Below are 24,496 nucleotides of genomic sequence, written 5' to 3'. Positions count from 1 at the left end.
TACCTGAAAAGAGCGAAGAACCCGGGATATAAGACGTTTCATTCCGTGATCCTTGCCGGTGTGACGGATGTCAAGCATCTGAAAGGTATAATCAGACCTGATGAAGACCACAAGCTGAACAGTCCGTGGAATATCGCCGCTGACTTCGATATTGATATGAGTCTCTCGGAGTCTGGTATCAAGGGAATGCTTGAAGAGTATGATGCTGACCATAATACGGGTATGGATACTGCTGGTGTTGCAAAGGAGATTACAGCTTATACAAACGGATACCCGTTTTTTGTGAGCCGAATCTGTCAGATTATAGATACGAAACTTGTTCCGCAGTATTTTGACAGTCTTACAGAAGCGTGGACAAAAGCGGGTGTTGATGAGGCTGTAAGAATAATCCTTTCGGAAGATAATTCGCTTTTTGACTCAGTTATGGGAAAGTTAGAGGAATATCCTGATTTAAAGCTTCAGCTGAGAAACATACTTTTCAGAGGAGATACAGTTGCTCATCTTCCAGATGACGAAGCTCAGAAACAGCTTAGAATGTACGGATTTATTTACAATAAGCATAATGTTGTAGCAATAACAAACCGTATTTTTGAGATGAGACTTTGTACTTACTTCATTGGTGAAAGCAGGAAGAATGAAGATCTTAAACGTATGGCTTCTGCGAATAAGACGATTTTTGCAGAGGTTGACGGCGGTCTTGATATTCCGCTTATTATGGAGTATTTTATAAAGGAACATAATCGTATTCACGGAAACGATACTGAGGAATTTCTTGAAGCTGAAGGAAGAGAACGTTTCCTTACTTACCTTGCACCGATCATAAATGGTACAGGAACATACAGCATCGAAGAACAGACAAGCAATCAGAGGCGCATGGATGTAGTCGTTCATTACCTTGGCAGAAGATATGTGATTGAACTGAAAATCTGGCATGGTGAAAGATACAATGAGAAAGGTGAAAAGCAGATCTGCGATTACCTTGATTATTTTGATCTGACGGTCGGATATATGCTCAGTTTTAATTTCAATAAGAACAAAGAACAGGGAATTAAAAAGATTCAGATAGGTGACAAGACCTTGTACGAAGCAACCCTTTAGTTACAGATATTAATTATAACAGCCGGAAGGAATGAAAATCAGCATATTCCTTCCGGCTTTATCCCAACCTAAAAGAAAACAGCACCATCAGACCAGTTTTTATGTACCGGAATGATGGTGCTGTATTTTTTATAACGGCAGCGGTGTCTGCATGAAAAGATACAGCGGCTGTCGGACGACATTACAGGTGGTCGGTAACATTACATTACGAACCTGTGCCGCTGTATCTTGTAGCTCCGTACATCCATATTTTGTAGCTGATGAAGAAGAACAGAACACCGATGACCGGTGAAAGCCACGAGAGTACCGGTATCTGGTCCGGACGGAGTATTACAAGGCTCGGGTAGTAAGCGATGAATGCTATCGGCATTAAGAATGTAAAAATAAATCTGAATACCGGGCTGAAGATGGTTACCGGATATTTTGCATAGTCTCTGAAACGGTATACGAGGTCAAGTACGTAGAATGAATTCTGTATCCAGAAACATGTAGCTGCCGCTGCGTTCTGAAGTGCTATCATGATAAGCGACGCAGTGAGCAGGAAGATGATCAGTTTGATGATCATGAACGCTGAACATCCGAGACCGAGTTTTATCCAGGCGTAGATGAGCGTTCCGATACCGAAAGCGAGCTGGCCGAGGCCTTTTATGTCAAATACTTCCGACTGATAGTAGAAGAAAAGATTGATCGGTCTGAAGCAGTATTTGATGAAGTCGCCGGAATATACGTTCTGACGCAGGCTCCAGTTGTTGTCGAAGAAGCACTGCACCGGTGTCAGCGAGATCAGTGAAAATCCGTACAGGAACAGTATCTCGTAGTAGTTCCATCCGTCTATTGAAGGAAAGTTACGGAACATGATCCAGAAGCTTATGAAACCGGATATGTCGGTAAATATCATGCCGATGGTGGAAATGATAAAGTCGGCACGGTAACTCATTTTGCTTTTAAGGTCCTGTGCGAGGATCTTACAGTAGATACGGAAATAAAAACTTAAACTTTTTCGTTTCATGGTTTAACCTCCGTTCACGGTTATCTGTCGCAGCGATGTTTTCCAGAATGCCTTGCTGAGCACGGCCATTACCACGCACCATACAAGCTGTATCCCGAGAGTGCTGAATACGGTTTTCGGTTCAGCATCAGCGTCGAGCAGAATCGAAAGCGGCGCGTTGTAAATGGACTGAAACGGCAGATAGTATACAACTGTTCTCATTGTATCCGGGAAAAATGCTATCGGTATCGTTGCACCGGAAAGGAGAAGGACAATGACCTGTTTCATAATGTTTATGCCCCAGATGGATTCTGTGTACAGACAGACTGTTCCAACGAGAAAATCAATGCTGTAGTTGATCATGACCGCCAGCGTTACAGATATTATAAAGTAAAGAATATTGATACCGAAGTGTATTGCTCCGCGGGTCACGATTGAAACCGCAATGAATGTCGGCAGAAATGTGAGAAGGAACTGCATCACGAAACTGCCCGAATATGACCAGAAGAGCAGCCTCCGGTATTCCATTGGTTTGAGCAGATCAAGGACGATCTTTCCGGACTGTATGTTACGTCCCATCTCCCAGACCGTGTACATTTCCATGAAATTGAAAAGCGCAGTGGCCAGTACGAGATAGATAAGCGTATCAGTAAAAGTCATGCCGTTTACAGTATCGGTTCCGGCAGAAGCGTAAATTGCTTTCCAGAGAAAGTAAACAACTATGAGATAAAGCAGGTTTCCTGCGACCATTACTACAAATGAAAGGCGGAACTGCAGTGCCTCGATGATTCCGGCACGGGTGAATGTGAGATATTTCTTCAGATTCATTGCACACCCTCCTCGTAGATCTTTTTGATGACATCCTCAGTGGATATTTCTTCGAGTTTCATATCGCGGATATTGTGTGTTTTCTGCAGAAGGCCAAGTACATCAAGTACCTTCGTTTTTTCCTCATCTACCAGTACCGATATCCATTCATCGTCGGAAGATACTTTAAAATCAGGCACTTCCGTTTTTATTGCTTCAGCTTCAGTGTTCATATCTCCGTCAACTCTGATCTTCAGAGTACGGTATGAACCGAAAAATCCTTTGAGGTGTTCTATGTCGTTGTCGTAGAGCATTTTGCCCTTGTCGATAATAACTATACGGCGGCAGAGTGCGTCAACGTCACCCATGTCGTGTGTTGTAAGAATAACGGTAGTATTCTTCTGTCTGTTGAGCTCGTGGATAAGCATGCGTATCTTTGCTTTCATCGATACGTCAAGTCCTATCGTCGGCTCGTCGAGAAAGACTATTTTCGGATTGTGCAGAAATGCAGCAAGAATGTCGCTGAGTGTACGCTGACCGAGCGACATCTGGCGTACCGGCTTGTGCAGGAGCGGCTCAATGTCAACAAGCGATTTGTAGAGCTCAAGCATATCGTTGTAGTCTTTGTCGGATATCTGGTAAATGTCTTTTAACAGTCTGAACGATTCGATGAGGGGGAGTGCCCACCACAGCTGTGTTCTCTGTCCGAAAACGACGCCTATTTCAGCTGCGTTCTTTGAACGGTTCTTATACGGAACGTTTCCTCCGACAAGTATTTCGCCGGAAGTCGGTTCAAGCACGCCTGTCATCATCTTGATAGTGGTGGATTTTCCGGCACCGTTCGGTCCGAGATAACCGACTATCTCGCCCTGGTCAATGCTCATCGAAACATTGTCTACCGCACGCACGGTTTTGTAATCGCGCGAAAACAGATCTTTAAGGCTTCCTTTAAGACCTTCGTGGCGGTTCAGTGTTTTAAACTCTTTTGTTACGTTTTTGATTTCAATTATTGTCCCCATGTTGTCCCTTCTTTTTTATATCAGAGTACATCCTCGCAGATGAGTTCAGGAGTTATTCTGTTGGCTTTAAGTATGTCATCAACGCTGTAACGGTCAATAAATTCCTTTTTAAGGCCGTAGTTATATACTTTCATTTCAGACGGGCCGTAGAAACGTGATATCTTTTCTCCGAAACCGCCGTCGAGTATTCCATCCTCGAGAGTGATGACTCTGTCGTGGTTCTTCTTAAGGCTTTCAAGAAGCTCAGCATCAATACCGGTTATGTAACGCGGGTTGATAAGTGTCGGAGCGGTTCCTGTTTTTTCTTTGATAAGAGCGGCAAGCTTTTCACCGGTCTGATAGAAGTCACCGAGGGCGATAACAGCGATCTTTTCGCCTTCGGCCGTTACTTTGTATTTATTAAGGTCGCTGTAGTCTGTGTCAAAAGTTCTGTCAGAGTGGACAACACCGTTGCATGGTATTCTTACGGCAACAGGGAAGCTGTTCTGTTCAATACTCCAGTCGAGCATAGCAAAGTATTCCTCACAGCATGTCGGAGCGAGATAAACCATGTTCGGAATGTTTGATATCATCGGAATATCGAATATACCCAGATGAGTAATGTCATGCATTCCGAATACCGAAGCAGTGTTTACAAGCAGGGTAGCCGAATTTCCGTTTATACACAGATCCTGTGAGATCTGATCGTAGGTCCTCTGGAAGAAGCTTGAATGAGTTGCGAAAACAGGCTTTCCGCCGTTTTTGGCAATGCCGGATGCCATAGCAACAGCATGCTCCTCAGCAATTCCGACATCAACGTACTGATCGCCGGCTTCTTTTCGTTTTTCTTCTGTAAAACCAATATTAACAGGAACGGCAGCGACCATTGCAACAACGCTTTTGTCCTTTTTCATTTTTGCAAGCAGATAGTCACATGTCATGCTGCCATAGTCTTCACCGCTGCCTTCAGAAGGTGCGTCAGGATTTTCCGGATCAAACGGCATGTGCCAGTGCCAGTTTTCCTTTTCTTTTTCAGCAATTTCATAGCCCCTCCCTTTTACAGTGCGGATATGTACAACTGTCGGATGATCAGTATCCTTTACCTTTTTAAAAGCTTCAATGAGTTTGGAAATATCGTTGCCTTCAGCTACATACATGTAGTCAAGCCCCATAGCCTTGAAAAGATTGCATTCGCATCTGCCACCTGAATCACGGAGATCCTTTAGGTTCTTATAAAGTCCGCCGTGGTTTTCAGCGATAGACATATCGTTGTCATTTACAATTATTATGAAATTGCTTTTAAGTTCAGAAGCAAAGTTGAGTCCCTCGAGAGCTTCACCGCCACTGAGTGATCCGTCACCGATCACAGCGATGATATTTTCCTTTCCGCCATTAAGATCTCTTGCCTTCGCAAGACCGCAGGCAAGGCTGACGGAAGTTGAAGTGTGACCTACATTGAAAAAGTCATGTTCACTTTCTTCAGGATTAGTGTATCCGGAAATGTCACCGAAGTGCTCGTCCGAGTAGAAAGCTGCTTTTCTGCCTGTGAGTATTTTGTGAGTGTAGCACTGGTGGGATACGTCAAATACAAATTTGTCTTTCGGTGAATCAAAAACGTAATGCAAAGCGATGGTCGCTTCAACGAAACCAAAGTTAGGACCGAAATGTCCGCCGCGCTTTGAAAGTCTGTTCATAAGACCTTTACGGACATCTGCTGCAAGTGCAATAAGTTCGTCGCTGTTTAGTTTTTTTACATCTGCCGGTGAGTTTATTCTGTCAATTATCATAGTCTGAGCCTCTTTTCATATTTAATGTTGATTCTTTTCAGTTTTAATGTTGATTATTATATCATACTTTACTGTTTTTTTCAATGTTTTTTATCATTTTTATAGCAGTAATTACATATCATTTTTTGCTCTTTTTATATATTCTGAGAGCGAATATGAGATTTTTTTCTGTTCTCAGAATCATATTTTTCTTGCTTCCCAGTACATTGTATACCTGACATTCGAGAATAAGTTGACATTTAAATTCTGAAAGAGTATAATAAAGTAGTATGAGCCTGTTTGTCAGGTGGTTATTTAACTATGATGCACGTATGAAAGGAAAATGCTATGGATGTTTTAAAACTTGCCGGTGAGATCATAAACGGAAAACGTATAGTCCGCGGCGACAATACAGATTTTTTTTCTCAAAGCAGATCTCGATTCACTGTGTAAAGGTGCTGACCGTATCAGAAGACATTTCTGCAGTGATAAGGTTGATTTGTGCAGTATTATTAACGGGAAAAGCGGAAAATGTTCTGAGAACTGCCGTTTCTGTGCCCAGTCAGCTCACAACTGTACCGGAGTTAATGAATATCCTTTCCTCGGGACAGAAGAAATACTGAAAGAGTGCAGGCATAACGAAAAAAGGGGAGTTCACAGGTTTTCGATCGTTACTGCCGGCAGGACACTTAATAAAACTGATTTTGAAAAAGCCGTTGAAGCATATACCGTACTTCATGAAAATACTGATATGATGCTCTGCGGCTCCCACGGATTTCTCACAGATGAACAGTTTCAGAGACTTCGTTCGGCCGGTGTAAGCAGATATCACTGCAATATTGAAACTTCACGGAGATACTTTCCTGAAATATGCTCAACGCATACGTATGATGATAAGATCGCCTGTATAAAACGTGCTGTAAACGCAGGTTTCGAGGTATGTTCCGGCGGCATAATCGGTATGGGTGAAACATGGGAAGACCGAATTGATATGGCAGTTAGTCTCGCCGAACTCGGAGTAAGATCCATCCCGATAAATGCTCTTATGCCGATTCCGGGTACTCCGCTTGAAAATCTTGAGCGTCTTTCTGAAGATGACATACTCAGGACTGTTACTATATTCAGGTATATAGTTCCTGAAGCTGAGATTCGTCTTGCTGCAGGCAGGGATCTTATGAAAGACTGCGGAAAAAAAGCATTCCTTTCCGGAGCGAATGCAACGATCACCGGAGATATGCTTACAACTTCAGGCAACGATATAGCCGGTGATATTAAGATGCTTTCTGATATGGGGTTTTGTTTATTGAAATGATAAATACAAAAAGAGGCTGTTTTTACGGCCTCTTTTTTTCCTGGTAAACGCCGATTTATTAATAAATCAGCGCGGGGCTTCGGGGCGAAGCACCGCAAATCCCGCCTCCGGATTTCCGATTAAATCAGTGTTTCCCTTGACTCCTGAATTATCCTGTGTTATAATAGTTAGCGGTACCTAACCGAACAAAAACAGGAGGATTATTCATTATGGAACTAAAATTAGGTGATGTTCAGACTACTGCTCTTATTCCGCTGGCTATAAAGGCCAATGAAACGCTCAGAAAAAAGCCGCGTATAAGGGATCAGAAGGCAGTCGAAATAATAAAGGCACTTAATATTGAAACTGACCAGTATGATAAGTTTATGTCACATGAAGGCGTTGTTGCAAGAACGATAATGCTGGACCGTCAGTTAAAGGAGATAATTAAAAAAAATCCGGATACTGTTGTGGTCAATGTAGGAGCAGGATTTGATGATCGTTTTTCCAGAGTGGACAACGGAAAAATACTCTGGTTCGACCTCGACCTGCCTGATGCAGTTGCTGCCCGGAAAAAAGCTTTTGACGAACGTGACAGAGTAACAATGATCGCCGGAAGTGCGCTTGAAGACAGCTGGTGCGGCCAGGTGAAAGAAGCACTCAAAGGACGTAAATCAGAGCCGGTTTTTCTGGCTGAAGGACTGTTTATGTATTTCACTTTTGACCAGATCCGTACCTTCCTCGAAATACTCAAAAACAATTTCCCTGACGGAGGTACGCTTATAGCAGAACAGAACTGCAAAATGATGGTTAAAATGGAGAAACAGCATGATACAGTCAGAAATACAAATGCGCACTTTCTTTCCGGTACTGATACAGCGCAGGAAATAGCTGATCTGACAGACGGTATTCGTCTTGTGGAAGAGCACAGCTTTAATGAGGAAGCGACAAAGTATACCCTGCGCGCAAAACTGTTCGCTTTACTGTTCCCTAAGATGAACGACCGCTGGGCAACTTTCCGGTGGTGACTTCAGGGCAGGATAATGATAAAACATAAAACCAGGACTGCGTAAGGTAACCGCGGTTCTCAAAAATAACAGAGGAGTTTTTTTAATGGATAATAACAAACTTGGAGCAAAGGATTTTATTACGATAGGTATTTTTACTGCACTTCTGTTCGTGGTTGAATTTGCATGCGGAATGCTTGGATTTATTCACCCGTACATTGTAGCGTCTTATGTAGTGATGATTCCGATCGTCGGTTCTGTTCCTATGATGCTGTTCTATACAAAAATTGAAAAATTCGGAATGCTGACTATCATGTCAGTTCTTCTTGCGATTATTATGTTCGTAACCGGTATGGGATATCTCGGCGCACCGCTTATAATTGCAGCAGGTCTGATCGCAGATCTTATTGCAAAATCAGGCGGATACAAGAGTTTTAAAAAGACAGTTTTAAGTCATGGTGTTTTCTGTCTCTGGATATGCGCAAATTATTTCCCGGTCATCGTAACTGCTGATTCCTACAAAAAAAGTCTTGTTGACGGAGGTTACTCCGCAGAGTACTGCGACAATCTTTTCCGTGCGATCAACTCTAAAACAATAGCTGTACTGCTCATTCTCTGCTTTGTTTTTGGCTGTATCGGTGCCTATATCGGCAAGGCTGTTGTTAAGAAGCATTTTGAGAAGGCAGGAATCGTGTAATGAAATTAAAGCTAGACCCGAGAACAAAGCTTTTAATGATATTTGTGGTGTCGGCTGTTGTTATGATGAGCGCTGTTTCACCTTTTCTCTGGGTAGTCAGGATCATAATAACCATGATACCTATAATGCTGCTTATTTCTGAAAAACATTATGCTGCGGCGTTCAGGTTTCTGATACTCTATGTGGCAGCGCTGCTTATTTCCTTTAAGTTTCTTTCCGAGAATTCAAAAGGATTTCTGTCAGCTTTTCTTGTAGGCTACTGCAGCATAATCGTGCAGTTCATGCCCGCAATGATCACAGCCTGGTATGTTGTAAAAACTACAAAGATAGGTGAGTTCGTAAGTGCCATGCAGAAAATGCACGTTCCTGATGGTATTACGATATCTCTTGCAGTAGTCATGCGCTTTTTTCCAACGATAAAAGAGGAATATTCCGCTATACGTGATGCGATGAAAATGCGTGGCATAATGCTTGGCGGAGGTAATGCTGCCAGTATGGTCGAATACCGTATGATACCGCTTTTGTTTTCCTGTGTGAATATAGGCGATGAATTATCCGCTGCCGCTTTAACAAGAGGCCTCGGAGGAAAGGAGAAAAGAACCAGTGCGCAGGTGCTGAAAATTGGAGCAGCAGACTATATTTTTATTCTGCTGTTTATGACAGCGCTTGCAGTTTTCGTGGTTTTCAAGTATATAAAATGACGCAGACAATAGCACAGATAAATAATGTTACTCACAGGTACAAGGGTGCTGCGCTCAATTCTCTTGACAGTGTTTCTCTTTCAGTCAAAAGAGGAGAAACACTTCTTTTGTGCGGCGCATCCGGTTCCGGCAAAACTTCAGTGATCCGTCTTCTGAACGGTCTTATACCTCACTACTATCATGGAGATGTTACAGGTGAAGTTACTGTAAACGGTCATGATATTGCCAGAACGCCTCTTTATGAACTTGCAGGGGTAGTCGGAACTGTTTTTCAGAATCCGAGAAGCCAGTTCTTTTCTGTAGATACGGACGGAGAGGTAGTTTTCGGTCCTGAAAACATCGGACTTTCACCTGACGAAATACTGTCCAGAAAGAAAACGGTCTGCCGGAAAATGCATCTTGATAATCTGCTTGGCAGAAGTCTTTTTGAATTATCCGGCGGTGAAAAACAGAGAATAGCCTGCGCATCAGTGGCGGCACTGCTTCCGGATATCATTCTGCTTGATGAACCGTCTTCCAATCTTGACATGGAATCGATGAAAATGCTTCATGATATTATAGCTGAGTGGAAAAATCAGGGGAAGACGATCGTTATATCCGAGCACAGACTCTGGTACATCAAGGATCTCGCCGACCGTGTGATATGTATGGATAAAGGCAGGATCATCCGTGAATGGTCAGCCGAAGATTTTGCCGGACTGTCTCCTGAAGATACAGCAAAGCTTAAACTGCGTCCGACAAATATTAATAAACACTATCTCGCACTGCTTTCGGATAATAATAAGAACGACAGTTTTTGTCAGATCACTGACGGGATACATTTAAAGGATTTTTATTTTTCGTATCATCATAAGCCGTATATTTTCCGGAAAAAGAAATATTCTGCTTCTGACGGCGACGCTTTAAGTCTGTGTATTCCTGAACTTACCGTTCCGAAGGGAAAGATAATTGCGGTGATAGGCAGCAACGGTACAGGTAAATCCACTTTTCTGCGATGCGTGTGCGGACTTGAAAAGGACTGCACTGGCGTTATTGTTTCGGAAGACAGGGAGTACAGAAAAAACAAGCGTATCGGTTTTTCGTACATGGTAATGCAGGATGTGAACCATCAGCTGTTCACCGACAGTGTCGAAAAGGAAGTATTGCTTTCAATGAAAGACAAGGATGAAAAACGCTGCCATAAAATACTTGATGATCTCGGTCTTCTTGAGTTTAAAGACACACATCCTATGGCGCTTTCCGGCGGTCAGAAACAACGCGTGGCTATTGCTTCAGCAATTGCTGCCGGTGCAGAACTTCTGCTTTTTGACGAACCGACATCCGGCCTTGATTATTCGCACATGAAAAAGGTAGGCGTACTTTTGCGTAAACTTGCAGAGAATGGCAGTACTGTTCTTGTATCTACCCATGATCCTGAGTTTATTGAAGAATGCTGCGACTGTACTCTGAAGATCAGAAACGGAAGGGCAGTATCTTTTACTGTTTAGATGAAAGCAGATTTATGATTTTCACAATTTTTTATGATCAGGCCATTCATTACCCGATGGTCTTTTTTCTGCATATATCTTTAAGGTGCATATTTTAAAAGCTCCCGTTCTGGAATAAGCTTAACTGCTATTCACCGCTTTGTTCTGCTCAGATAATGCCGACAAAAAAATGTAGGCGATCAGGGGTTGACAAGTCATAGCAATTATGTTATACTGTTTACAGTTAGCAAACGCTAACTTATTTATTGTACGCCGGTTAGTCAAAACTAACCCAATGGAAAAGGAGTAATAAATGAGCGTGGTGATAGTAGGCGGCAACGACCGCATGGCAACAAGATATAAGGATATTTGTAATAATTATAACTTCAAATCAAAGGTATTTACACAAATGCCGGCTGATTTTGAAAATAAGATCGGTGAACCTGATCTTGTGATAGTATTTACAGGCACCTGTTCACACAAGATGCTCGGCGGGGTAAAGAAACATTCTGAGAAATCAGGTGTTCCGGTTAAGCATCTTCACTCATCAAGTGCAAGCGCTTTAAAGAATCTTCTTGCACAGTACGAAAAGCAGGTGAGTTGATGTCTGAGCCTGAACGCAGAGAATTTGACAAAGAGCTTTCCGAGCATACAGCTCCCGCTCTTACAGGTATTAAATGTGCCAATCTTTTTACCGTCGATAAGCCGGAGCAGCTGATCGGTGAGCTTTGCGAAGAGTTTTCCGGACGTGCAGGTAGATTCGGACTTGATATGAAAGTGCTCTGCCGATGCGGCAGAAGAACACTTATATACATTTATCACAGAGATATACTTGAAGCATGGCTTTCCCGTCCCGATGTAAAGGAACTGCTTTCCGAATACGGATACAGTTCTGATGACAGTACCGAGCACAAGCTGAAACGTTTGTCATCACGTATACGGTTCGGAAATTTTCCGCATGAGATAGGAGCTTTTCTCGGATATCCTGTTGATGATGTACGGGGATTTATAAATAACAAAGGAAGGAACTGTCTTCTCTGCGGGACATGGAAAGTATATCATGAAGCAGAGAAGGCAAAGCTCCTTTTTAAAAAATACGGAGAATGCAGAGAGTATCTCTGTTCTCAGATAAAACAGGGTACTGAGCTGTTTGCTGCAGTACAGCAATACAAGGAGGAATTTCAATGAAAACAGCGGTTATCTACTGGAGTGGTACGGGAAATACTGAAGCAATGGCAAAAGCAATTGCAGATGGTGCCGGCGCAGATATTTTTACAGTTTCAGAGTTCGGAGGCAGTGTAAGCGATTACGACGTTATTGCTTTTGGCTGCCCGGCAATGGGTGCGGAAGTGCTTGAGGAAGAAGAATTTGAGCCGTTCTTCTCATCAGTTGAAGGAAGTCTTGGCGGAAAGAAAGTAATTCTTTTCGGTTCATACGGCTGGGGTGACGGTGAATGGATGCGCAACTGGGAAGAACGTACAAAGAAGACAGGTGCTGAACTTGTTGACGGTGCAGGAGTTATGGTAAATGAAACTCCTTCAGACGATGATCTTGCAAAACTTAAAGAACTTGGCGCACGTTTTGCATAATTAAACTATCTGATTTTTCTTAAAATGACATCTTCGACATACTGTAATTCATAGAATAACCACATGGCGAGACAGCCGGCAGGCCTGGACAATGATCCGGCCTGCCTGTTGTTTTTTAGGGAAACGCTGATTTATTCATAAATCAGCGTGGGGCTCCGGGGCGAAGCCCCGCAAATCCCGCATCCGGAAATCCGGCGTAGTCGGATTTCCGATTTAATCAGTGTTTACTTAGTAACAGAGAAAGGTAGATGCATATGAAAAACGAAATTATAACCGGACTTATGCTGCCGTTTCTCGGAACATCAGCCGGTTCGGCGTGCGTATTCTTTATGAAGCGCGGCCTGAGCAGAAACGTTCAGCGAATGCTGTCAGGCTTTGCAGCAGGTGTTATGACTGCAGCTTCGGTGTGGAGCCTTATCATACCTGCCATGGAGCTGGCAGAGGGGATGGGAAGATTATCATTTATTCCGGCAGTTGCCGGCTTCTGGTTCGGCGTTCTGTTCCTGCTGCTTCTTGACACGATCATTCCGCATCTGCACATGAATGCGGAGAAAGCAGAAGGTATGCCGTCAAAGCTTGCGAGAACTACTATGATGGTGCTTGCGGTCACACTTCACAACATTCCTGAGGGAATGGCAGTCGGTATTGTCTACGCAGGACTCCTGCAAGGAACGGAAGAGATGTCGTCCGGCGGAGCGTTTGCTCTTGCACTTGGAATTGCGATACAGAACTTTCCGGAAGGTGCGATCATCTCAATGCCTCTGCGTGCGGAAGGAAAGAAAAAATCTGCAGCCTTCTGCGGAGGTGTTCTTTCAGGAGCTGTGGAACCGGCGGGTGCGATTCTTACCATACTGTTTTCATCACTTATACTTCCGGCAATGCCGTACCTGCTCAGTTTTGCTGCAGGTGCAATGATCTACGTTGTCGTTGAGGAACTTATTCCTGAAATATCTGAAGGCGAGCACTCAAATATCGGTGTTTTAATGTTTTCGGTTGGATTTACTCTTATGATGGCGCTTGATACGGCTCTTGGATGATTAATTATAAAATAACAGTTGACAAAGGCTAACTATTATGATAAAATAATAAACGGTTAGCAAAGGCTAATCAATAATTCATATTCTCAGACTTCTTTCAAAAGGCGGAAAGAAGTGCGAGCTTTCCGCCTTAAGTCTGAAAGAACTTTGATTATTTAGTGAGCGAAATTCGCCTTCACTTTAATAATACTGATAAGCCGCATATTTAAAGCGGCAGATAAGGAGTAAAATAATATGGATTTTTTAGAAATTGAAAAGGTTGTCGGCCGCGAGATTCTTGATTCACGCGGAAATCCTACTGTTGAAGCTGAAGTTTATCTTGCAGACGGAACAGTAGGCAGAGGTACTGCTCCGAGCGGTGCTTCAACCGGTGAATTCGAAGCGCTTGAGCTCCGTGACGGAGACAAGTCACGCTATCTCGGCAAGGGCGTTCAGAAGGCTGTGGAAAATATCAACACAGTTATCAATGATGTTCTTACAGGAATGGATGCTTCAGATATTTATGCAATAGACAAGGCTATAATCGCTGCAGACGGAACAAAGGACAAGTCAAAGCTTGGTGCCAACGCTATCCTTGCTGTTTCCATCGCTTCAGCACGTGCTGCTGCAACAGCTCTCGGAATCCCGCTTTACAGATTCCTCGGCGGCATTCAGGGAACAAAGCTTCCTGTACCTATGATGAACATCCTCAACGGCGGTGCTCACGCAGACAGTGCAGTTGACACACAGGAATTCATGATCATGCCTGTAGGCGCTCCTTCATTCAAGGAAGGTCTCCGCTGGTGTGCAGAAGTGTTCCACACACTCAAGAAGCTCATCAAAGACATGGGCGACGTTACTGCTGTCGGTGACGAAGGCGGCTTCGCTCCTAACAAGCTTACAAGCGATGAAGAAGCTATCGAAAAGATCCTCGAAGCTATCAAGGCTGCAGGTTTCGAACCTGGCAAGGACTTTATGATCGCTATGGACGCAGCTTCATCAGAATGGAAGAGCGAAAAGGGCAAGGGCTTCTACAAGCAGCCTAAGTCAGGTAAGGAATTCACATCAGATGAACTTATCGCTCACTGGGAATCACTCGTAGACAAGTACCCGATCATCTCTATCGAAGACGGTCTTGACGAAGAAGACTGGGAAGGCTGGCAGAGAATGACTGCAAAGATCGGTAATAAGGTTCAGCTCGTTGGTGATGACCTCTTCGTTACAAATACAGAACGTCTTTCAAAGGGTATCTCACTTGGTGCAGGTAACTCAATCCTCATCAAGCTCAACCAGATCGGTTCTGTTTCAGAAACACTCGAAGCTATCAAAATGGCACACGCTGCCGGCTACACAGCTATTTCATCACACCGTTCAGGTGAAACAGCAGACACAACAATTGCTGACCTTGCAGTTGCCCTCAACACATGCCAGATCAAGACAGGTGCTCCTTCAAGATCAGAACGAGTTGCAAAGTACAACCAGCTCCTCAGAATTGAAGAAGAACTCGGCGATTCTGCATGCTATCCAGGTATTAACGCTTTCCACGTAAAAAAATAATACTGCTAAGGCGTAAAGGCCCCGGGGCGCAAGCCCCGATCCCTGACGCCGTTCAGATGCAGTGCGCATCAAAGACATACTGATTTACCAAATCCTATATCCATAATACGTAATCTACTTAAACACAGTTCCTTTTCCTGAGGGAGCTGTGTTTTTTTATGACACATCAGTTATAGGATGCTAACTTCAAAATGTTTCTGTTTTGCAGAACTGTGACTGCCGGAGCTCTGAACGTAATCATATAATCATTAAGTTACATAGAATACATAACAAAAATAAATTTCAAAAAACTATTGACAACCTTTTTATCAGAGGTTATAATTAAATCATAGGGTTACATGACTATCATAACAATAAATTTATCGGAGGACATATGAAACTAAGTGAAATAGCTTCGGTCAAAACCGGTCTTGTACTTTCAAGAAAAGAAGCGAAGGACAAGGAAAAAGGTTTTGAATACAGACAGCTTAATCTTAAGGCGGTAAACAGTAACTGCGAGATTATCATGAATGAACTGATTCCGTATTATACTGAAGAGGAGCTTCCTTCAAACTACCTTACACAGACCGGTGATGTGATCATAAAAACATCAGAACCGTATACTGCGGTCTATATAAACGAAAAGTATTCAGGACTGGTTATTCCGTCTCACTTTGTTATTGTCAGAGTAAGAAATAAAAAAGCCGATCCGGAATACATTGCGTGGTATATGAACAAAGACAGAATTAAAAAGAAATTCAATATGAGTTGTGCCGGAATTCTTAAACAGATAAAACCAACACTTGTCGGGGAAACTGAAATAGATTTACCGGCTTGTGAGAAACAGAAAAATGTAATTGAAGTTTATAAGCTTGCTTCTGCAGAATTAAAACTTCTTGAAGAGCTTAAGATGAAAAAAGAACAGTATTACAAAGCATTGATAAATAAAATAAACAGAATGTGAGGAATGTTACAATGACAGGTAAAAGCGATATTGAAAAGGTACTCTGGAGTGCCTGCGACAGTTTCAGAAACAAAATAGACAGTTCTCGTTACAAGGATTATATTCTTGCTATGCTCTTCGTAAAGTACCTTAATGACGTTTATAAAGAAACAAAGAAAGAATACACTGAAAAGTACAAGGGCGACATGGCAAGAGTTGAACGTGCAATGAGAAATGAACGTTTCGCCCTTACTGAAACTTCTACTTTTGATTATCTGTATAAGAACAGAAACGATAATGAGATCGGACAGAAAATAAACGTTGCTCTTGCTGAGATTGAAAATAACAACAGTGAAAAACTAAGAAATGTTTTCAGAGCTATTGATTTTAACTCTACTGTTGACTTTGGTGAGACGAAGGACAAGAATGCGATTTTACGTAATCTTCTTGAAGATTTCCAGACACTTGATCTCAGCCCTTCACAGCTCGACAGTGCGGATATCATTGGTGATGCCTACGAGTACATGATAGCAAACTTTGCTTCCGATGCCGGTAAAAAAGGCGGTGAGTTCTTTACGCCTAACAACGTGTCAAAGCTTGTAGCTGAACTTGTTGAGCCGAAGGAAAATGACCGTATTTACGATCCAACCTGCGGCTCGGGCGGTCTGCTTCTGAAAGCGTATAAAAAAGTTCCTTCGCACAAGGTAGCCGTGTATGGTCAGGAAGTAAACAATCAGACCTGGGCGCTTTGTACGATGAACATGTTCCTTCATAACGTTGACGACGCAAAGATCTGGCAGGGCGATACGCTGGCTAATCCGCAGAATATCAAAGATGATAAACTCATGAAGTTCCAGTGTGTGGTTGCCAATCCTCCGTTCTCACTCGATAAATGGGACAGTGGCTTCCTTTCAGCTGTAAGCGGTGAGGATAAGAAGAAAGAGAAAATGACTGCTTCACTTGATCCTTACGGCAGATTTGCCTGGGGCGTTCCTCCGTCATCAAAGGGTGACTATGCATTTGTACTTCATATGCTTAACTGCCTTGATGAAGACGGAGGCAGAATGGCAGTTGTTCTTCCGCACGGTGTTCTTTTCCGCGGAGCAAGTGAGGGGAAGATCCGTAAGGAGATAATAGATTTCAATCTTCTCGATGCAGTTATCGGACTTCCGGCAAATCTGTTCTACGGTACTGGTATTCCGGCGTGTATTCTTGTTTTCAAAAAGAACCGCGGTACTCATGATGTACTGTTTATCGATGCCAGTGGTGAAGGTAATTTCGAAAAAGGCAAGAATCAGAATAACCTGCGTGATTGTGATATCGAGAAGATCGTAGATACTTATAAAAAGCGTGAGAATGTCGATAAATACAGCTACGTTGCTTCAAAGGAAGAGATAGTTGAGAACGATTATAATCTGAACATTCCAAGATATGTTGATACTTTTGAAGAGGAAGAACCGATAGATATCGATGCTGTACGTGAGGAAATAAAGGCAATCGACAAAGAAATCGATGAAGTTCAGAAGCAGATGGATGCATATTTGAAGGAGCTTGGATTATAATTACGATCAGATATCTTTTTTTATTCCCCCCCATTTAATCCGCCGTTATTCCGCCACATTGGCGGAATAAGTGTCGGTAAAGATTGTCGGTAAAGATGTCGGTAAAGATGGCGGTAAAGATGTCGGTAAAGATGTCGGAAAAGATTTCGGAAAAGGTTTCGGAATAATGATACATTGAAAAAAAGGAGTATGGAAAAATGAGTGAAATTGAAAAATATTCAGAAAAGGTTTTCGAAGAAATCAAACATGTAAATGAATACGGAGAAGAATTCTGGTATGCTCGTGAGTTACAAAATGTATTGGAGTACAAACAGTGGAGAAGGTTTTCTGAGGTTATTGATAAGGCGAAGCAGGCTTGCGAAAACTCAGGAAATACGTCTTCTGACCATTTTGCCAACGTCGGCAAAATGGTCGATCTCGGAAGTAGTTCTAAAAGAAATATAGATGACTATATGTTGTCTCGGTATGCATGCTATCTTATCGTTATGAACGGCGATCCGAGAAAAGAAGTCATTGCTCTCGGCCAGACGTATTTTGCTGTAAAAACAAGACAGCAGGAGCTTATTGAAAATTACGAAGATCTGGATGAAGATCAGAAACGTCTTGCTGTAAGAAAAGAAATGAAATTCCACAACAAATCGCTCGCCGAAGCAGCACAGATGGCCGGAGCTGTAACTCCGAAGGATTATGCGATTTTTCAGAATTACGGCTATAGAGGGCTTTACGGTGGACTGGACGCCAAAGCTATACATGAACGTAAAGGTTTAAAGAAAAACCAGAAGATTCTCGACCATATGGGAAGCACAGAACTTGCAGCAAATCTCTTCCGTGCAACACAGACTGATGAAAAACTCAGACGTGATAATATAACCAGAAAAGACGAAGCAAACAAAACACACTACGAAGTCGGTGCGAAAGTAAGGCAGACCATCGCTGATCTTGGCGGTACAATGCCGGAAGACCTTCCGACACCCGACAGAAGTATTTCGCAAATTGAAAGGAAACAGAGAAGAAGTTTGATTTCGGATGCAGATGAATAATAACTTTATACCGTCAAAGTTTCGGTAAAGAGTTCGGTAAAGAGTTCGGTATAAAGTTCGGTATAGATGGTGCTAGAGAAGCTGAAAACAGTGCTAGAGAAGCTGAAAAACAGTGCTAGAGAAGCTGAAAATGGTGCCAGAGAAGTCGAAAATGGTGCTAGAAGAGACGAAAAACTGTGTTGGGAAAAGGTGGTAAAGATGCCGTAAAAGCAGACGGTAATAAATACTCCATAAATTCTAAAGTGTCAGTCTGATACTTTGAATGATACTTTAGAGGATTCAAAGTGTCAAACAGACACTTCGGTTGACACTTTAGAGGTTTCAAAGTGTCAAACTGATACTTTGGTTGATACTTTAGAGGCCACAAAGTGTCAAATTGATACTATGTAGAATACAGATAATAAGCAATATTAAACTTGAAATTCCATAGAAAATAAAAAAGGATGGTGAATTATATGACACTAGAAGTTAAGAAAAGGATAGAAGATATAGAAAATGGTGTTGTGCCGATGGGATATAAAAAAGTCGGGAAAAAGATTATTCCTGAAAATTGGGAATGCTATAAACTTGACGATCTTTATATAGAACGTAATGAAAGAGGTAATGATTCACTTCAAATCTTAACGGTGTCAATTCATACGGGTGTATCTGATGGTGAACTTGAAGAGGAAGATTTAGGTAAGAAAGTGAAACGAAGTGAAGATAAATCAGTATATAAGCACGTATATAGCGGCGATGTGGTTTTTAATATGATGCGTGCATGGCAGGGGGCAATTGGAGTTGTTACAAATGAAGGAATGGTTAGTCCAGCTTATATTTCAGCAATTCCAAATGAAAAAATTTATGGCTCTTCATTAACATGTGTGGAAATAAAATCGCAGAAAAAGCCGTAAAAAATTGAAAAAGCATATGATATCTGTTATGATTTTTTTGACGAGAAAAAATTAAAACAGGAAGGTCCATGCAACCAAAGGACATCAGTGCAGATGCGGAATCTGCGGCAGGAAATGTAAAGTATATGATGCAGGAAACTATGGAGCAAGAACGTGGCGAGCATGTGACTGGTCAACATACAAAGTGATACTTGTAGCCCCATCATGCAGAGTCAGGTGTCCTGAACACGGAGTAGTTACATGTCAGTTTCCGTGGGCAAGGCATAACTCAGGTTTCACCTATGATTTTGAGCAGATAACAGCCTGGCTGGCTGTTAATTGTTCTAAAGTTGCAGTTTCAGAATTCATGAGAATTTCATGGGGTACCGTTGGAGCAATCGTTAAAAGAGTAAACGATGCACTTGATACTGACCCTGAAAAAAGATTTAATAATCTCTTTAGAATCGGTGTAGATGAAACAAGCTACAAGAAAGGTCATAAATACATAACGACGGTGATAAACCATGATACCGGAAAGGTGATATGGGCATCTGAAGGTCATGGTAAAAGTGTGTTTTCTTCATTCTTTGATCAGCTAACAGAAGAACAGAGAGCAAACATACAACTCGTATCCGGAGACGGAGCTAAATGGATTGATGAATGTATAAAAGAATACTGTCCAAACGCTGAGCGCTATGTAGATCCTTTTCACGTAATCAGCTGGGCAATGGAAGCACTTGACGATATGCGCGTAGATACATGGCGTTCAATCAAAAAGGAAGTAGCACTATGTAAAAGACCAGCCAAACGTGGTCGTAAGCCCAAGGATACTCCGAAGACGATTGACGTTGCTAAAGAAATAAAGACATCCAAGCTCATATTAGGAAAGTCGATGGAAAAACTCACGTCCAGGCAAGCTGACAAGATTGACTGGATATCGAAAACAGATCCTAAACTATTCAGAGCTTACAAACTTAAAGAAGCGCTTAGATACGTCTTTCATAGTGATACAGCTGAGGAGGCTGAAGAAAAACTTGATGCATGGATTAAGTGGGCAAGACATTGTCGTTTGCCAAAGTTTGTTGAGCTACAAAAGAAAATCAATCGTCATAGAAAATCGATTCTGAACACGATAAAATATCATCTTTCGAACGCAAGAGTTGAAGCAATTAACAACAAGATAAAACTATCTATACGTATGGCCTATGGCTTCAGAAATATCGATAACATGTTAGCTATGATAATGCTGAGATGCTCAGGCATTGATGTTAGACTGCCTTGGAATTAGCGTTCATCCTTCTTCTGCAATTAGAAATTGTAGCATATGTGAATATCAGTATCAAGGGTGCAAGCACCGCTACGCGGAAACCCTTGACACTGATATCCACACACGCTGGTTTCTCTAATAGCAGCAAAAGGATAAAGAACAGAGGCGGAAAAGTTACCACACATATTAACGATGCCTCAAATTTATCCAATGTTTATGAATTATCTTCTTAGAAGCAAAGATATCATTGGCCAGATTAATGATTTATCTTATGGAGTAACTGATTTTAGAAAAAGATTATATTGGAAATCTTTTGTTAAAGTAAGCTGTCAACTACCATCGCTTGTAGAACAACAAAAAATCGCCTCCATCCTCACCACCCAGGACAAACTAATCTCCCTTCAGGAGCAGAAAGTAGAATCCCTCAAGAAACTGAAAAAAGCATATCTGGAAAAAATGTTCCCGAAGAAAGGAAGCAGATATCCGGAGTTGAGATTTAAGGGATTTACTGATGCTTGGAAACAGCGCAAGTTGTCAGAAATACTTGAAATTGCCACACGAAAGAACGGAAATCAGTATACAAAACAAGATGTTTTATCGGTTTCAGATGAATTCGGTTGTGTCAATCAAATCAGGTTTCAGGGTAGAAGTTTTGCCGGTGAAGATATATCCAATTATAAGGTTGTTGAGACAGGTGACATCATCTATACTCGTTCACCATTGCAGGCAAAACCATTCGGAATAATAAAGATTGTAGCCGAGGAAACAGGTATAATATCGCCACTTTATATAGTTAATGTAACAACTGAGGGGAACGACTCTAAATTCATTTACTATTGTTTTGATACCCCTCAAAAGACAAATAACTATCTTAGTCCTTTGGTAAGAAAAGGTGTAAAAAACACCATGAATATTTCAAACGATGAATGGTTGTCAGGTGAAATTATGGTATCACCATATTACGAAGAACAAAAGCGTATAGCTGAATTTCTCACCAGTGTTGACGGCTTAATCACCCTTCATCAGCGTAAGTTAGAAGCCGAAAAGAAAAAGAAGAAAGCACTCATGCAGTTGTTACTTACAGGTAAGGTGAGATGTGTTAATGACTAATGAAGAAATAATAGATAACAATAGTCAAAGTAATGATGAAAACAGCACTAATTCATTAAATAGTATAGCTGAAAAACTAAAAGATAAATATGGATTAGTGTTTAGCGGAATTGCTGCGTTGATTCCTGTTATCGGCGCTGTGATCACGTTTTTAATATATATAAGCCAAAGTTCATATTTAGGTTATTTTAATGTTGACGAATCATGGACAAACATAGAATTATCAACTACTATTTTCAAATTACTTTCGAATGGATTTTTGGGATTAGCAGCACTATGTTTAAACGTTGTATCTTTGTATATATTTTTGTTTTGTCACAAAGAATCTACGAAGTTAAAAATTAAAATAGTCTTTTTAGGAATATTAGTCCTGAATTATTCATCGCGGCATAAAGAAACTCTTTTCAGCCACATAATCATGTAATTTAAAAAGTTTTTCATGTTTCACCTAAAAAGTGAAGCTATGGTATAGAAAAAGAGCTTCAAATTTGTTATAATTGAAATCGCCAAACAACAAAATAACAAAGGAGAAGCTCTCATGATTAATAGTATAAGCGATTTTTCATTTAAATTCAATAGTTCTGTGAAATTTAATTTCGATGGTGGCGATTTAACGTCAGATTCCGGTGCCCTTTTGATAGAAGAATTCATGCATGTAACAGGTATAAAAAAGCTGTTTCAGCTGTTTAAAACAAAAGATTCCGCTGTTAGATTTCACACTGACGCAGATAATCTTCATCAGGCAATTTCACAGATTTTTCTTTCATACTACAACGATTACGATGCTAATGAGCTTGCTCATGAACATGTTCTCACAACTTCCCTAAACAAGGATCGCATTGCTTCACAGTCATCAATGTCAAGATTTTTCAGCCGCGCAGATGGAACTACAATCAAGCAGCTTAACTGTATACTGACTGAGTTAAGAAGAATAGCTTATGCAATTAAAAGACCTGAATTCATAGTCTTTGACTTGGATTCAACATTGCTTGATACTTATGGGAATCAGGAAGGCACAGCCTTCAACTTTCATTATCAGAACGTTGGATATCATCCATTACTATGCTATGATGCATTAACCAAAGACCTCATTGGAGCTGAATTACGCGAAGGATCAAAATACTGCAGTAAAGATGCTGCAGATTTTCTTGAACCAATATTCAAAGAGTATACTGAATCATATCCTGATATGAACTGTATGCTCAGAGGAGACAGCGGTTTTGCCGCTCCGGAAATATATGATCTTTGTGAAAAGTATGGTATCAGCTATGTAATCAGGCTGAAGGAAAATAATGTACTCAGACAGCTCGCAGAAGCTAAACTTAAAGATTTGAAAACAGCTGTAGATTTGAATTCGCTTGACTATGCATGTACATACGGAGAATTCGAATATCAGGCTTCCTCGTGGAAACACCCGAGACGTGTTGTTTTCAAAATTGAAAAACCATACGGCCAGATGATTTACATGTACACCTTTGTTGTTACTTCAATGAAAAGCGAAGCGCAGCAGCTCATCAATGCATACTGTAAACGCGGTGCTATGGAAAACTTCATCAAGGAAGGTAAGAACGAATTTGGATTCCGACATGTCAGCAGTAAGTCGATGACTGTAAACGCTAACCGATTTCTTATCCATGCGCTTGCATACAACATCTTCAATCTGTTTAGAAGATTTGCCTTGAGTAAAAGACTTAGAAACTGTAATGCCAATACTATACGTATGGCTATATTCAAAGTAGCAGGAAAAATTGTATGCAAGTCCAGATACAAATACTTTAAGTTCTGCAGCAATTGCGTACACAAGAGCGATATTATAGAAACGTATATCAATATTCAACAGCTTTATGTACAGCTGAATGAATAGTTGTGGAAAACCAAGTATTTTGAAAATCGAAAAATCAAAAAAAATATATTTACAGGATAGGTGTACCATCTCGAACTGTTTTATAGTGGCAAATATTCCGAATTTTCACTTTTGAAAATTGATTTTTAGAAATTCATAATTTTTCACAGCGTTCCGAAGTTTCGTGAATTATTCGGGTTAGTTTATCTTTTACCTGTGTTATCAGTTATTGCAGTACACTTCACTGGTTTATCTTATATTATGATGCGAATAGTAATCGAAATAGTTGTTGCATTTTGTATTGGACTGCCATTTACATTGTCAATTTATTTTGATATACTAACGTTTTTACATGTTGTAATATTTCATCCTAAAAGAAGTTTTAATTATTATGTTAAATGTCGGAAATCTTTAAAATTAAGAAATATCTTTGTTCATCTGTCAAATGCAAGAAATCGAATGTATCAGGTCAGTATAGAGTCGGTTGGAAATAATATGACTGACAATGTACAGACGTCTAGGAAAAAAGGTTATTTTTTGATTGCAAGTTTTTTCATAATCACAGCTGTTATTATGGTTTTGTATGCTGGCGGATATGGAAAGAATAAAGCAGCAAGAGAAAAATGTTTTCGAATAGTATCATTAGATGAAGAAGAAAATTACAGTAATTTAAGAGAAGATCAAAGCCGAGAGAATCCTTATATTACTGGAAATCATAGAGTGGTAAATTCCAGAGTGATATTAACAGATAATAATGATTATTATCTTGTTGCAAATGCTTATTATGAAGAAAATATGAATAAACTATATATTTTTTCAAATGAACAAATGCTTATAGGAAAAGAAGACGTACCTGTAGTTATAACTGAGTTATCTAATGTTCCTGAACTGAGGTGATT

General features: G+C 41.0%; 22 protein-coding genes and 2 pseudogenes. 20 read left to right on the top strand and 4 right to left on the bottom strand.

Annotated elements, in window-relative coordinates:
• Nucleotides 1-45: 45 nt before the first annotated feature.
• A complete protein-coding gene (locus tag CC97_RS00260) occupies nucleotides 46-1,098 on the top strand; it encodes a GxxExxY protein (RefSeq protein WP_049962570.1) in 1,053 nt (350 codons plus the stop codon).
• A gap of 205 nt (nucleotides 1,099-1,303) precedes the next feature.
• Here CC97_RS00260 and CC97_RS00255 read toward each other — a convergent pair whose 3' ends face one another.
• From CC97_RS00255 to CC97_RS00240, 4 genes are read right to left on the bottom strand one after another with little or no spacing between them, the layout of a single operon-like run.
• Nucleotides 1,304-2,107 (bottom strand): ABC-2 family transporter protein, encoded by an 804-nt coding sequence (locus tag CC97_RS00255; protein WP_044973076.1) that lies wholly within the window; start codon nucleotides 2,105-2,107, stop codon nucleotides 1,304-1,306.
• Nucleotides 2,108-2,110: 3 nt separating this feature from the next.
• Complete coding sequence (locus CC97_RS00250) at nucleotides 2,111-2,914, bottom strand: ABC-2 family transporter protein (protein WP_044973074.1); 804 nt, start codon at nucleotides 2,912-2,914, stop codon at nucleotides 2,111-2,113.
• Nucleotides 2,911-3,912 (bottom strand): ATP-binding cassette domain-containing protein, encoded by a 1,002-nt coding sequence (locus CC97_RS00245; protein WP_044973073.1) that lies wholly within the window; start codon nucleotides 3,910-3,912, stop codon nucleotides 2,911-2,913. Before CC97_RS00245 ends, CC97_RS00250 begins: the two co-directional genes overlap by 4 nt.
• A 20-nt stretch (nucleotides 3,913-3,932) precedes the next feature.
• Entirely contained in the window at nucleotides 3,933-5,678 is a 1,746-nt protein-coding gene (locus tag CC97_RS00240; protein WP_044973071.1) for a 1-deoxy-D-xylulose-5-phosphate synthase, read from the bottom strand.
• A gap of 327 nt (nucleotides 5,679-6,005) precedes the next feature.
• Here CC97_RS00240 and bioB point away from each other — a divergent pair.
• The 19 genes and pseudogenes from bioB (at nucleotide 6,006) to CC97_RS00145 (ending at nucleotide 24,494) form a co-directional block, all read left to right on the top strand.
• Nucleotides 6,006-6,969 (top strand): annotated as a pseudogene (gene bioB, locus CC97_RS00235) (biotin synthase BioB).
• Between the two features lie 209 nt (nucleotides 6,970-7,178).
• On the top strand, nucleotides 7,179-7,976 hold the full coding sequence (locus CC97_RS00230; protein ID WP_044973067.1) for a class I SAM-dependent methyltransferase: 798 nt from the start codon (nucleotides 7,179-7,181) through the stop codon (nucleotides 7,974-7,976).
• Nucleotides 7,977-8,061: 85 nt separating this feature from the next.
• Nucleotides 8,062-8,652, top strand: a complete 591-nt coding sequence (locus tag CC97_RS00225) for an MptD family putative ECF transporter S component (RefSeq protein ID WP_044973066.1) — start codon at nucleotides 8,062-8,064, stop codon at nucleotides 8,650-8,652.
• Nucleotides 8,652-9,353 (top strand): energy-coupling factor transporter transmembrane component T, encoded by a 702-nt coding sequence (locus CC97_RS00220; RefSeq protein ID WP_044973065.1) that lies wholly within the window; start codon nucleotides 8,652-8,654, stop codon nucleotides 9,351-9,353. Before CC97_RS00225 ends, CC97_RS00220 begins: the two co-directional genes overlap by 1 nt.
• Nucleotides 9,350-10,840 (top strand): ABC transporter ATP-binding protein, encoded by a 1,491-nt coding sequence (locus tag CC97_RS00215; RefSeq protein WP_049962569.1) that lies wholly within the window; start codon nucleotides 9,350-9,352, stop codon nucleotides 10,838-10,840. The genes CC97_RS00220 and CC97_RS00215 overlap by 4 nt, the downstream gene beginning before the upstream one ends.
• A gap of 292 nt (nucleotides 10,841-11,132) precedes the next feature.
• Complete coding sequence (locus CC97_RS00210; protein ID WP_044973063.1) at nucleotides 11,133-11,423, top strand: DUF2325 domain-containing protein; 291 nt, start codon at nucleotides 11,133-11,135, stop codon at nucleotides 11,421-11,423.
• The gene (locus tag CC97_RS00205) at nucleotides 11,423-12,007 is read left to right on the top strand and encodes a DUF3793 family protein (RefSeq protein ID WP_044973062.1); all 585 of its coding nucleotides are present in this window, start codon (nucleotides 11,423-11,425) and stop codon (nucleotides 12,005-12,007) included. The genes CC97_RS00210 and CC97_RS00205 overlap by 1 nt, the downstream gene beginning before the upstream one ends.
• Nucleotides 12,004-12,408, top strand: coding sequence for a flavodoxin (locus tag CC97_RS00200; protein WP_044973060.1), 405 nt, complete (start codon nucleotides 12,004-12,006; stop codon nucleotides 12,406-12,408). Before CC97_RS00205 ends, CC97_RS00200 begins: the two co-directional genes overlap by 4 nt.
• 254 nt (nucleotides 12,409-12,662) lie before the next feature.
• A complete protein-coding gene (locus tag CC97_RS00195) occupies nucleotides 12,663-13,445 on the top strand; it encodes a ZIP family metal transporter (protein ID WP_044973811.1) in 783 nt (260 codons plus the stop codon).
• 234 nt (nucleotides 13,446-13,679) lie between these two features.
• Nucleotides 13,680-14,981 carry a phosphopyruvate hydratase gene (gene eno / locus CC97_RS00190; protein WP_044973058.1) on the top strand — a complete coding sequence of 434 codons (1,302 nt, stop codon included), beginning with the start codon at nucleotides 13,680-13,682 and terminating at the stop codon, nucleotides 14,979-14,981.
• A 373-nt stretch (nucleotides 14,982-15,354) separates the two neighbouring features.
• The gene (locus tag CC97_RS00185; protein ID WP_044973056.1) at nucleotides 15,355-15,924 is read left to right on the top strand and encodes a restriction endonuclease subunit S; all 570 of its coding nucleotides are present in this window, start codon (nucleotides 15,355-15,357) and stop codon (nucleotides 15,922-15,924) included.
• An 11-nt stretch (nucleotides 15,925-15,935) separates the two neighbouring features.
• Complete coding sequence (locus tag CC97_RS00180; protein ID WP_044973054.1) at nucleotides 15,936-17,465, top strand: type I restriction-modification system subunit M; 1,530 nt, start codon at nucleotides 15,936-15,938, stop codon at nucleotides 17,463-17,465.
• A gap of 197 nt (nucleotides 17,466-17,662) precedes the next feature.
• Nucleotides 17,663-18,505, top strand: a complete 843-nt coding sequence (gene dinD / locus CC97_RS00175; protein ID WP_044973053.1) for a DNA damage-inducible protein D — start codon at nucleotides 17,663-17,665, stop codon at nucleotides 18,503-18,505.
• A gap of 455 nt (nucleotides 18,506-18,960) precedes the next feature.
• On the top strand, nucleotides 18,961-19,398 hold the full coding sequence (locus tag CC97_RS00170; protein WP_044973052.1) for a hypothetical protein: 438 nt from the start codon (nucleotides 18,961-18,963) through the stop codon (nucleotides 19,396-19,398).
• Nucleotides 19,399-19,474: 76 nt separating this feature from the next.
• Nucleotides 19,475-20,665 (top strand): annotated as a pseudogene (locus CC97_RS00165) (ISL3 family transposase); the annotation flags it as partial.
• A gap of 189 nt (nucleotides 20,666-20,854) precedes the next feature.
• Nucleotides 20,855-21,754, top strand: coding sequence for a restriction endonuclease subunit S (locus tag CC97_RS00160; RefSeq protein ID WP_197021797.1), 900 nt, complete (start codon nucleotides 20,855-20,857; stop codon nucleotides 21,752-21,754).
• A complete protein-coding gene (locus tag CC97_RS00155) occupies nucleotides 21,747-22,178 on the top strand; it encodes a hypothetical protein (protein ID WP_044973050.1) in 432 nt (143 codons plus the stop codon). Before CC97_RS00160 ends, CC97_RS00155 begins: the two co-directional genes overlap by 8 nt.
• Nucleotides 22,179-22,295: 117 nt before the next feature.
• Nucleotides 22,296-23,618, top strand: coding sequence for an IS1380 family transposase (locus CC97_RS00150; RefSeq protein ID WP_044973808.1), 1,323 nt, complete (start codon nucleotides 22,296-22,298; stop codon nucleotides 23,616-23,618).
• Nucleotides 23,619-24,092: 474 nt separating this feature from the next.
• The gene (locus CC97_RS00145; protein WP_156036716.1) at nucleotides 24,093-24,494 is read left to right on the top strand and encodes a hypothetical protein; all 402 of its coding nucleotides are present in this window, start codon (nucleotides 24,093-24,095) and stop codon (nucleotides 24,492-24,494) included.
• Nucleotides 24,495-24,496 lie beyond the last annotated feature (2 nt).

Origin of the sequence: Ruminococcus sp. HUN007 (assembly GCF_000712055.1) — a bacterium.
Classification (GTDB): domain Bacteria; phylum Bacillota; class Clostridia; order Oscillospirales; family Ruminococcaceae; genus HUN007.
The sequence above is the reverse complement of the archived record's forward strand: the minus strand, read 5'-3'. Positions and strand labels throughout refer to the sequence as shown.